Here is an 11150-nt window from a genome sequence, read left to right as displayed (position 1 = left end):
TGACCACCGACAGGCCGGACCGGTAGAACTCCTCGAACGCGGGAGTTTCGATGTCCCAACCGTTGTAGTCGTCCTGAGCGCGCAAGCCGTCGAGCAGATAGACCGCGTGCGGACCGCCGCCCTGGAACTGGACCTTGATGTCGCGACCCATCGACGGTGAGGGCACCTGCAGGTACTCCACCGGTAGGCCGGGTTTGGAGAATGCCGCTGCGGTCGGCGCACCGCCGACGGCGCCGACCACACCGGCTACGCCGATCAAGCCGGCCAGCATCGCCGCTCCGATAGCCGGGATCGTCAGCCGGTGCGGCCAGCGGAACTTCTCAAGGCGCTTCATCGTGTCTCCTTCTACTGCTGTGAATGCCGTTCAGCCGCAGTCAAACACAACTTGGCACCACCTCCTCTTCGCCGCTGCGGCATGTGATGTCGCGGTTCGCTAACGATTGAGAATCGCTGCGGACTCGGTGGGCGGCTGGGGCCACTACCAGGTCGGTATCGTCCTGGTATGACCGAACCGCCAACATTCGATTCGACGCGCCCACTGGCCGGGGTGCGCGTCATCGAGATGGCCAGTTTCGTCGCCGTACCGCTGGCCGGGATGACGCTGGCCCAGCTCGGCTGCGATGTGGTTCGGGTCGATCCGATCGGCGGGGCCGCCGACTATCACCGCTGGCCGATCACCGATGACGGCACCAGCATCTACTGGGCGGGCCTGAACAAGGGCAAACGTTCGGTGGTCGCGGACCTGCGTTCCCCCGACGGCCAGCGGCTGGTTCAGCGGCTAATCACCGACAGCGGGATCCTGATGACGAATATGGCTGGGCGGGACTGGCATTCCTACGACACCCTGGTCGCACAACGCCCCGACCTCATCCACCTCGAAGTGCACGGCCGGGCTGACGGCTCGACCGGGGTCGACTACACGGTGAATGCGGCGAACGGATTTCCGCTGGTGACCGGCCCCCCAGAGTACGGGGCGTACGGGGCAGGCGGGGCGCCGATCAACCATGTGCTGCCGGCGTGGGATGTGGCGTGTGGTCTGCATGCCGCCCTGGCGGTGACCGCCGCGTTGCGCCACCGCGAGCGCACCGGTACGGGCAGCCGGATCAGCCTGGCGCTGGAGAATGTCGCGCTGGCCACCACGAGCACCTTGGGCTTCCTCACCGAGGCGATGGTGAACGGCAGCCGTCGGGAACGCATCGGAAACTCGATCTACGGGCAGTACGGCCAGAGCTTCACCAGCAGCGACGGTGTTTCGTTCATGGTGGTCACGCTCACCGACCGCCACTTCCGCGACTTGACCGAGGTGACGGCAACCGCCAAAGTCGTTGCCGCGCTGTCGGATGCATTGGATGTCGACTTCACCGACGAGGGTCAGCGCTACCGGCACCGCGATGTGCTGACCGGGTTGTTCACCGGGTGGTTCGCTGAACACACCGCAACCGAAATCGAGGCCGCGTTGTCGGCGACGTCGTTGCTGTGGGACCGGTATCGCAGCTTCCTGGAGGTCGCCGGTTCTGAGCGCGTGCGCGCCAACCCGATGTTCGCGTCGTTGCATCAGCCCCTGGTCGGCGACTACCTTGCGGCGGGGTTGCCGGCGTCGATCGACGGCGCCCACCCACCGCCGGTCGCCGCGCCGGAGCTCGGCGGTCACACCGCGGACGTCCTTCGGCAACGGCTGGGAATGACCCGGGACGAGATCGACCGGCTGGTGCAATCCGGCGCTGTCTCAACAGGGGCAACGGGATAACAGTGAAAGGGCAACAGCAGATGCGCATTTTTTCATCGGTCGACGAGCTGGCCGCATTGAAGGGTGAACCGATCGGCGTGAGCGAGTGGGTGACGATCACCCAGGATGCGGTCAATTTGTTCGCCGACGCGACCGGCGACCACCAGTGGATTCATGTCGATCCGCAGCGCGCCGCGCAAGGACCGTTCGGAACGACGATCGCACACGGGTATATGACGTTGGCGCTGCTGCCGCAGTTGATGCACCAGATGTACCGCGTCGACGGTGTCAGGATGGGCATCAACTACGGCGTGAACAAGGTTCGTTTTCCTGCCCCGGTGCCGGTCGGTTCGCGGATCCGCGCTGAGAGTTCGGTCGTCGACGTCGCAGACCTCGGTGACGGTGGGTATCAGGTAACGCTGTCGACCACGGTGTCGGTTGAGGGTGGCGCCAAGCCGGCGTGCGTGGCGGAGAGCATTGTTCGCTACCTGACCTGACGGGTTGTCGATGTCGGCATGTGTCGGCAGGCCACGCTGTAACTCAAACATGAGTTCGGTTAACGCAAGTTTGGCGGTACGGGCCAGCCAGCTTCGCACGGCGACGAGGCGTACTGGCGCGGTTCAACGATGTGGTGAGGCGACGGCCGACGATCGGGTGGTGCCGGCCGTCGACGATAGTGACCTGTTCGCCGAATACCGAAGTGTGTGAGCGTGCCGCGGATGCCTTGTGGGTGCCCTTGGCTACGATCCCGCGTATGGCGCCGGTTGGACTGGATCGCATGGTGGTTAACGGGATCGTGCACGGCGACTCCGCGGACTTGCTACCCAAACTCCCGTCGGGCAGGGTCGACTTATTTTTCACTTCGCCGCCGTACGCCGACGCGCGTGCCTATAGCAGGATTCACCCCGACCACTACGTTGAGTGGTTCCTCCCGTATGCCGAGAAGATGCTAACGGCGACGGTTGACACCGGCAGCCTCGTGCTCAACATCAAGAACCGGGTTGCCAACCGCGGCCCATTGAAGGGGCAACGCCACCCATACGTTTATCAGCTGGTGCTATCTCTACAACAGATGGGTTGGCGCTGGATCGAAACTTATATTTGGGCCAAACCGAACGCTGTGCCGGGGAAGTTCGGACCACGCGCCAAAGACTCTTTCGAGTACGTCTACCACTTCGCCCGCGGCCCGCGACCCTACTTTGACCTCGACGCCGTGCGCGTGCCCTACAGGGCCGATGCAGCGGAGATAGCACGGCGCGCCCAAGACCCGAACGGCCGCCGAAACACGGCGGCAGGCTTCGGCCGAGACCGCACCAAGACTTACCTGCGCGGCGGTGCCGACCCCGGAAACGTCGTGTGGGTGCCGCAGACATACAACCAGCACCGCGGCGTGGCGCACACTGCGGCGATGCCCGAGGGCCTTGCCGAGTTCTTCATCCGCTGCGCCAGCCCGAAGGGCGGCTTAGTAGTGGACCCATTCGCAGGCAGCGGCACAACCGTGGCGGTGGCACGCCGATACGACCGGCAGGCCCTAGGCTTCGAGTTGCATTCCGAGTTCGTCGTTGAGGCACGGCGGCGAATCGCGGAGGGCATTGCCGAGGATCCGCCCGCAGAGCTTCACGCGGTCGGTCAGTGACAGCGATCGATGCGACGGTCGCGGCAATCGTCGCGGCCGACACGTGGGACAAGCGCGTCAACGAGGTGCGGTTGATCCCGCAGAAACTAGGCAAGACCGATCAGCCCGCCGTGTACGCGGCGGTGGCACGCGAACTATACGTACGGCATCTCGCACCGGACTTCGCGTTTATCCACGACGCACCGTTCTACGACCAGGGGCATTTCGCCCTCATCTACGCCGCCGCCGAGGAGGCGACAGAAGGATTTATGAACGTCGATGTCGCATCGCTCGCGACTCTGCTGGAGGATCAGCCGCAGATCCTCCTCGTATTCCGTACGATCACGGGCCTACTGAAGAATGAACTCGCCCTGACAACGACGATGGTCGCAGAGAAACTCGGCGTCGGCGCACCGGCTATCGCCCCCGGCACTATCGACGGAGCCGAGAAACGTGGCAGCCGGCTGAGCCCAGAACAGGCATCAGTGCTGGCGCATACGATCGACCAGCTGATCCGAAAAGAACTGTTCACCGACGCTCCGCCTGGTCTGCACAGCAAACAGGACAAGTACGACACGCTGGAAGGATGGGAGACCGTAAGGCACCTAGCTACCGCGGGAGTGCCGTACGGCGCCTTTCTGCACCAGCGCCACTACGGTGGTTCATTCGGACAGGTTACTAATGCAACATCCAGCAAGAAGGGTGATCTTCTCGAGGACGAGGTCGAAACACTATTCAAAGGTGCAGGGGTGCCCTACATACGAACGGGTAGCCACAACCAGGGCGACATTGCGGCACGGTTCGGCGTAACCGTCACACCTGCACCGGATTTCGTCGTTTTCGACAGGTCGGACACACTGCGCGCCATGCTGGAATGCAAAGCGACCAACGACGGCGGGACAGCCCGCGACAAAGCCACCCGGTTCCGATTGTTGCAGAACGAGGGCACCCGCCTGGGTGGCGTACCCGTGATCGCCATGCTCGGCGGCACTGGGTGGGCTCGCGTCAATGACACCCTCGGACCTGTGCTGCAATACACCGATGGCCGCGTTTTCACGCTTGAGACGCTCGACGAGATGCTGACAGTTACGCCTTTCCCTCAGCTAAAGAGCCTTGTCAACGACTGAGCACACGACCGCAGTTGTCGGGGAGCGGAGCTTACCCGCGCAGGAGTTCCACGACCCGGAAAAACCCCTCCACCACAACGACGGCGATGAAGACGACCCCGATTAGCCTCGACCTCGATTAACCTCGACCGCGATGCGGATCACCCAGATCGTGCAGACGCCGGTTGCCCTGCACAGCGACATCGCCAACGCGGTGGTCGACTTCTCCCAGCACACCGTGTCGCTGGTGGCGGTGGTCTCCGATGTCATCCGCAACGGAAAACCGGTGAGCGGTGTCGCTTTCGACTCGATCGGCCGGTTCGCCCAGAGCGGCATCTTGGCCGACCGGATGATCCCCCGGGTGCTCGACGCCGACCCCGGGCAACTCGTCGACGACTCCGACCGCATCGACCCCGCGAAAGTACTGGCGCATGCGATCGCCGACGAGAAACCCGGCGGCCACGGCGACAGGGCGGCCGCGGCGGCGGCGCTGGAACTGGCCTGCTGGGACCTGAACGCCAAGCTCGCCGACGAACCGGCCTACGCCACCATCGCCCGCCGCTTCGGCCGGCCCGCAGCGACCAGACCGGTCCCGGTGTATGCCGCCGGCGGCTACTACTATCCCGGCCAGCTCGATGAAGCTATCGACCAGTTGCGCGCCGAGATGCGCGGCTACCGTGACCTGGGCTACGACACGGTCAAGATGAAGATCGGCGGTGCGTCGATCCCCGACGACCTGGCGCGGATCGAGGCGGTGATCGAGATCGTCGGCGGCGGTGACCGGGTCGCGGTCGACGCCAACGGCAGGTTCGACCAAGACACGGCGATCCACTGGGCGGAGAGGCTGGCGCCCTATCGGCTGCGCTGGTACGAAGAGCCCGGCGACCCGCTGGACTTCGAACTCAACCGGGCGGTGACCGGCTGCTACGACGGCCCGGTGGCAACCGGCGAGAACCTGTTCTCGGTGCCGGACGTGACCAACCTCGTCCGCTACGGCGGGATGCGCCGCGACCGCGATATTTTCCAGATGGACGCCGGGCTCAGCTACGGCCTGACCGAGTACGCACGGATGCTGGCGGTGCTGGAAGCCCACGGCTTCGACCGGCGGCACGCGTTTCCGCACGGCGGACACCTGATCAACCTGCACATCGCGGCCGGCCTTTCTCTGGGCGGTTGCGAGGCTTACCCCGGGGTGTTCGCGCCGTTCGGCGGGTACCCCGGCGGGTGCGTGCTGTCCGACGGCATGATCGCGCCGACGGATGCGCCGGGCTTCGGCCTGGAACAGCAGGCCGGGCTGGCCGAACTCATCGCCGAACTGCTGAGATGAGCAGATGAAGATCGCGGTCATCGGCTGCGGGGCGATGGGCTCCCTCTACGCGGCCAAACTCGCGGCGGCGGGCAACGCCGTGCTGGCCGTCGACCGGTCGCCGGAGCATGTCGCGCAGATCAAGCGCCACGGGCTGCAGATCAGCGGCCCGGACGGCGACCAGGTGGCCACGCTGCGGGCGGCTACCACCGCCCCGCCCGAAGAGATGGACCTGGTGGTGCTCGCGGTCAAGGCCGCCGACGTTGCCGGCGGCGCCCGACAAGCGCTGCCGATGCTGGGTGACACGACCCCGGTGCTGACCATCCAGAACGGCCTAGGCTCGGCGCAGACAGCGGCCGGCATCGTCGGAGAGCAGCGGCTCGCGGTGGGCATCGCCAGCGGATTCGGGGCCGCACGCCCGGCACCCGGCCGGGTGCACTACAACGCGATGCGCGCGATGAGGTTCGGCGCCTACTCGTCGCTGCCGTACCCGGACGTCGAAGCGATCGCCCGGGTCTGGGCCGCTGCCGGCTTCGACGCGGCCGCGGTCAGCGATATCGCCGCCATGCAGTGGGAGAAACTGATCTGCAACGCCGCCTACAGCGCGGCCTGCGCCCTGACCGGCCTGACCGCGGGCCAGGTGATGGAGGACCCGGACTTAGGCCCGGTCAGCCGCGTCGCGGCCACCGAGGCGTGGACGGTGGCCCGCGCATCCGGCGTCGCGGTGACAGTCACCGATCCGGTGGCCCACGTGTTGGCTTTCGGCGCGGCGGTGCCGGGCGCCAAACCCTCGGCGCTGCTCGACCACGAAGCGCACCGGGTCAGCGAGATCGACGTGATCAACGGTGCGGTGGTGCGACACGCTGAGCTCGCCGGGGTGCCGACGCCGGTCAACACGACGCTGACCGCACTGGTCAAAGCGGTTGAACGACAATGGATCTGATCTGGATGTGCTGAGCCCCGTCGATCGGGTTTCCGCCGAAACCGGGCCGGAAGTTACGGTTGGTGGATGCGCCATGCGATCCACCTGCCGTTGTTCGGCGCGCTGGCCGATCCGCACGCCGTCGCTGATCTCGCTCGTGCCGCCGAGGAGACCGGCTGGGACGGGTTTTTCGTCTGGGATCACGTCCTGAGCCCGGTAAAGGGTGATTGGGACATCGCCGACCCGTGGGTCGCCTTGGCTGCCGCCGCGATGGTCACCGACCGGATTCGGCTGGGTCCGATGGTTACTCCGCTGCCGCGCCGGCAGATTCTCAAACTGGCCCGGGAGACGGTGACGCTGGATCGGCTGAGCCGAGGGCGGTTGATCCTGGGCCTGGGCCTCGGCAGCGACCTGGGGCGGGAGTATTCGGCCCTCGGCGGCGTCGTCGACGCCCGCCAGCGCGGTCGGGTGCTCGACGAAGGCGTCGCGGTTTTGACGGCGCTGTGGGCCGGCGAGACGGTCCACCACCGCGGCGCTGTCGTCGCCGACGGTGTCCGCGCGATCCCCGGACCGGTCCAGCAGCCGCGGATACCGCTGTGGTTCGGCGTCAACCGCACGACGGGCAGCCCGATCGAGCGGGCGGCCCGCTACGACGGCATCTTCCCGCTCGGTATGGATGTGGCCGGGGTCGCCCGGATCGCGGACACCGTCAAGACCATCCGCGGTGACCGCGAAGGGTTTGACATCGCCGTCTCCCCCGGTGTGGGAGAGGACATCGACGATTACCGCGCGGCGGGCGCCACCTGGGTGATGCACGACTTCTGGCCCGGTGCTGGACCCGATAAGGTGCTGCGGGTTATCGAGCGGGGCACGCCGAGCTGAGCGTGCCAGCTGCGCTCGGCCACGCGGTAGACGTTGTGGTCTGCGGGAGCACCCGCAACCGGGACCGAGGAGGTCGCTCCGCGGGCGTTACCCGGCGTTTTTGCCGGGAGTGCCGGGTGTGCCCGGTGTGCCGTCGGCGCCGCCGTCGCCGCCGTTGCCGCCGGGTTCGCCCACCAGGCCGGGGCTGCCGTGGCCACCAGCGCCGCCGACACCGCCGTCACCGTTGCCGTGGGGGCCGATGAGCCCGCCGTCGCCACCGTTACCGCCGGCACCACCGGTGCCACCGTCACCGGCGCCACCGTCCCCGCCGTTGCCGCCATTGCCCCAGCCGAGCAGAGCGCCTTTGAGGGTGGCTCCGCCGTCGCCGCCGTCGCCGCCGACACCGCCAATGCCGTCGTTGGCGGCCCCGCCGGTGCCGCCCGTGCCACCATCCCCACCCAGGAAGCCGGTGATCTTGGTGCCGGTGTCGGGCACGCCGGTGATAATGCCGTCACCGACGCCGAGGCCGCCGTTGCCGCCGGTACCGCCGTCGCCGCCGTGGCCGTCGGTGCCAGCGCCGCCGCCGCCGCCACCCCCGCCGCCAGCACCAGGTGCCAGCAGGCTGGTGCCGCCGTCACCGCCGGCCCCGCCGTGTCCGGCGGTGCCATCGCCGCTGACACCGCCGTTGCCGCCAGGGCCGCCGTGGCCGCCGTGGGCAAAGAAGCTCAGCGCGGTGCTGGCGCCGCCCGTACCGCCGTCGCCGCCATGGCCGGCAGCTGCGCCGTTGACGCCGTTGCCGCCGTCACCGCCGGCACCGCCGTTGCTGCCGTCATGACCACCAAGCCCGCCGCTGATGGCGCCGTTGCCGCCGGTGCCGCCGTTGCCGGCGGCGGCGCCGATGCCGCTGGCCGCACCCCCATCACCGCCGGCGCCACCCGTACCGCCGTGGCTGCCAAAGACTGCGGCGCCGAGACCGCCATGGCCGCCGGTGCCGCCGTCACCGCCGGTGCTGTCCGTGCCCACGGCCGCGCCCCCGTCGCCGCCGGTGCCGCCGTCACCGCCGTCGCGGCCAAAGAATGCGCTGCCGATGCCGCCGTCACCGCCGGTGCCGCCATTGCCGGCGGCGGCACCGGCGCCGTGGGCCGCGCCCCCGGCACCGCCGGCTCCACCCGCACCGCCGTCGCGGCCAAAGAATGCGCTGCTGACACCGCCGTCGCCGCCGTCGCCGCCAGCGCCGCCGGTGGTGTCGGCGCCGCTGGCCGCACCCCCGGCACCGCCAGCACCGCCGGAGCCGCCGTCGCGGCCAAAGAATGCGCTGCTGGCACCGCCGTCACCGCCGGTGCCACCAGTACCGCCGGTGCTGTCGGCGCCGCTGGCCGCACCCCCCGCACCGCCAGCGCCACCCGCGCCGCCGACCCCGAAGTATGTTCCACCGGCTTCGTGGATGCCGAACCCGCCAGCGCCTCCGGCCCCGCCGGCGCCTCCGGTGCTCTCGGCGCCGGCGGCTGTACCACCGGCCCCGCCGGCCCCGCCGTTACCGCCGTGACCGAAGAAAAGCCCGCCTTCACCGCCGGCGCCGCCGTCACCGCCGGCCCCGCCGTCACCGCCGTGAGCACCGAGCTGATCGGCAGGGGGGGTGTAGCCGGCCCCGCCGGCCCCGCCGTGCCCGCCGTTGCCCCCGCTGTCGAAGAACAGCCCGCCTTTGCCGCCGGCGCCGCCCGCGCCGCCCGCGCCACCGTCCGGGTGCGTCACCGTACCGGCCCCGCCGGCGCCGCCGTCCCCGCCGTTGCCGCCGTTACCGAAGAAAAACCCGCCGTTACCGCCGGCCCCGCCGTCCCCGCCGTGACCGCCGTCAAGCCCGGCGGTGCCCGCGGTGCCGTTGCCGCCGTTGCCGAACAACAACGCCGAGTGCCCGCCGACGCCCGGTGTGCCGTCAACAAGGGCAAGATCTGCTGACCCCGACGCCGCCGGGTCAGCGCTCGCCGCGGCGGCTCCGCCATCGGCGACGCCGCCAGCGCTGTCAGCGTTGCCGCCGTCGCCCAAGATCAGCCCGGCGTTGCCGCCGTCGCCGCTGTAGCCATACCCGGCCCCGCCGTCACCGAACAACAACCCCGCGTTGCCGCCATCGGGGTGCGCCGCGGTGCCGGGTGCCCCGTTGCCGATCAGATCCTGGCCGGCCAGCGTGTTGATGACGTCATCGACGCGGGTGCCCAACGGGCTGGTGATCCAGTTCTCCATGCCGGTGTACAGCGGCGTGTAGACCAGTTGGTCAAACCAGCTTGACGCGGCCGTGTTCAACGACGACACCAGCCCCGCCAACGGATCAGCCGACGCCGCGCCACCCAAGCCCAGACTGCCCGCGTCGACACCCAGGCCGGGATCTACCCCGGCGAGGGCGTTGACGATCGGATCGACGAGCACATCCACAACGTCGGCGCGCGCCGGCGGCGCGCCCGCCAGCGGCGTCATCGCCACGGCGACAAACGCCCCGGCCGTCGATGACACCCCGACCACCCGGCGGCGACGGTTTTTACTGCTGCGTGCTCGATGATTCCGCTGGGTGTACAGACCAGCCATGCGCTTTACCCCCACGTCTTTATGACTTCTTCCGGGTGTCCTGATTATTTAGAAGAGAACCTGATTATTAGGAGAGCATCTATGTGCCCGGCTGCCAAGCCTAGTTTGTGCTGTGTGGTCGGTGCAACCAACCGGCGTGCCTCACCTACTTTGAGCGCGTAGCCAGCGGTGGTGCCTCATCAAGTTTGAGCGCGTAGCCGGGAAAGCTTGCCCGATATGGAAGGCAAGATCGATATGGCTGCCAGGCGGCAGGTAACGAACAAACTGCGAGGTCAGTACCGGCAAGGCGTCGAAGGCGGACAAGACCAAGATTTTGGATCGGGTGGTGGACACCACCGGGATGGGTCGCTCGACGGCCCGGCGGATGTTGACCGGCCCGAGGCTGCCGGCTCCGGCCGAGCAGGTCGACGGGCGCAGCTTGCGGCCACGGGGCTTCAGCGACGACGCTCGTGCGCTTTTGGAGCATGTGTGGGCGTTGATGGGCATGCCCTGCGGCAAGTATCTGGTGGTGATGCTCGACCTGTGGCTGCCGCTTATGGCCGCCGCCGGTGATCTCGACAAGCCGTTCGCCACCGAGGCGGCCTTGGCCGAGTTGAAGGCGATGAGCGCGGCCACTGTGGACCGCTACCTTAAACCCGCCCGGGATGCGATGCGCATCAAGGGCATCTCGACGACGAAACCGTCACCGTTGCTGCGTAATTCGATCGCCATCCGTACCTGCTCCGATGAGGCGCCGAAGGATCCGGGGGTGATCGAGGCCGACACCGTGGCGCACTGCGGCCCGAGTCTGATCGGCGAGTTCGCTCGCACGCTGACGATGACCGACCTGGTGATCGGCTGGACCGAGAACGCCTCGATCCGTAACAACGCCTCGAAGTGGATCCTCGAGGGCATCGAGGAGTGCCAGCAGCGGTTCCCGTTCCCCATGGTGATTTTCGATTCTGTTGGATTTGATACCCCTACCCGCCGGCGAATAGGCCCTGCTTCCTGGGGCAACGACACACCGGACCGGTTGTTGATTCTGCAAGTTGCTTCCT

10 protein-coding genes and 1 pseudogene are annotated in these 11150 nt (G+C 68.0%); 9 read left to right on the top strand and 2 right to left on the bottom strand.

All coding sequences use genetic code 11. The features are described 5' to 3' along the window. Nucleotides 1-334, bottom strand: a 334-nt coding sequence (locus AC2VOP_RS11755; RefSeq protein ID WP_486961128.1) for an alpha/beta hydrolase-fold protein, incomplete at its 3' end; no start/stop codon positions are given. Nucleotides 335-502: 168 nt separating this feature from the next. Here AC2VOP_RS11755 and AC2VOP_RS11750 point away from each other — a divergent pair. From AC2VOP_RS11750 to AC2VOP_RS11720, 7 genes are all read left to right on the top strand, one after another. Further along, complete coding sequence (locus AC2VOP_RS11750; protein ID WP_486961127.1) at nucleotides 503-1747, top strand: CoA transferase; 1245 nt, start codon at nucleotides 503-505, stop codon at nucleotides 1745-1747. A gap of 20 nt (nucleotides 1748-1767) precedes the next feature. After that, on the top strand, nucleotides 1768-2223 hold the full coding sequence (locus AC2VOP_RS11745) for a MaoC family dehydratase (RefSeq protein WP_486961126.1): 456 nt from the start codon (nucleotides 1768-1770) through the stop codon (nucleotides 2221-2223). Between the two features lie 257 nt (nucleotides 2224-2480). After that, nucleotides 2481-3362, top strand: coding sequence for a DNA-methyltransferase (locus tag AC2VOP_RS11740; RefSeq protein ID WP_486961125.1), 882 nt, complete (start codon nucleotides 2481-2483; stop codon nucleotides 3360-3362). Continuing rightward, nucleotides 3359-4468, top strand: coding sequence for a hypothetical protein (locus AC2VOP_RS11735; RefSeq protein WP_486961124.1), 1110 nt, complete (start codon nucleotides 3359-3361; stop codon nucleotides 4466-4468). The genes AC2VOP_RS11740 and AC2VOP_RS11735 overlap by 4 nt, the downstream gene beginning before the upstream one ends. Nucleotides 4469-4601: 133 nt before the next feature. Further along, nucleotides 4602-5774, top strand: coding sequence for an enolase C-terminal domain-like protein (locus AC2VOP_RS11730; protein ID WP_486961123.1), 1173 nt, complete (start codon nucleotides 4602-4604; stop codon nucleotides 5772-5774). Between the two features lie 4 nt (nucleotides 5775-5778). Continuing rightward, a complete protein-coding gene (locus AC2VOP_RS11725) occupies nucleotides 5779-6696 on the top strand; it encodes a ketopantoate reductase family protein (protein WP_486961122.1) in 918 nt (305 codons plus the stop codon). Between the two features lie 66 nt (nucleotides 6697-6762). Next, nucleotides 6763-7557 carry an LLM class flavin-dependent oxidoreductase gene (locus AC2VOP_RS11720; protein WP_486961121.1) on the top strand — a complete coding sequence of 265 codons (795 nt, stop codon included), beginning with the start codon at nucleotides 6763-6765 and terminating at the stop codon, nucleotides 7555-7557. A gap of 87 nt (nucleotides 7558-7644) precedes the next feature. On the opposite strand, the gene AC2VOP_RS11715 is transcribed toward AC2VOP_RS11720, so the two are convergent. Continuing rightward, on the bottom strand, nucleotides 7645-10113 hold the full coding sequence (locus tag AC2VOP_RS11715) for a hypothetical protein (protein WP_486961120.1): 2469 nt from the start codon (nucleotides 10111-10113) through the stop codon (nucleotides 7645-7647). A 107-nt stretch (nucleotides 10114-10220) separates the two neighbouring features. Here AC2VOP_RS11715 and AC2VOP_RS11710 point away from each other — a divergent pair, with 107 nt between their 5' ends. Together AC2VOP_RS11710 and AC2VOP_RS11705 are read left to right on the top strand one after the other, a co-directional pair. After that, complete coding sequence (locus AC2VOP_RS11710) at nucleotides 10221-10310, top strand: (Fe-S)-binding protein (RefSeq protein WP_486961119.1); 90 nt, start codon at nucleotides 10221-10223, stop codon at nucleotides 10308-10310. 143 nt (nucleotides 10311-10453) lie between these two features. After that, nucleotides 10454-10738 (top strand): annotated as a pseudogene (locus AC2VOP_RS11705) (integrase catalytic domain-containing protein); the annotation flags it as partial. Nucleotides 10739-11150 lie beyond the last annotated feature (412 nt).

Source organism: Mycobacterium sp. TH-M106, assembly GCF_057473765.1.
The sequence above is the reverse complement of the archived record's forward strand: the minus strand, read 5'-3'. Positions and strand labels throughout refer to the sequence as shown.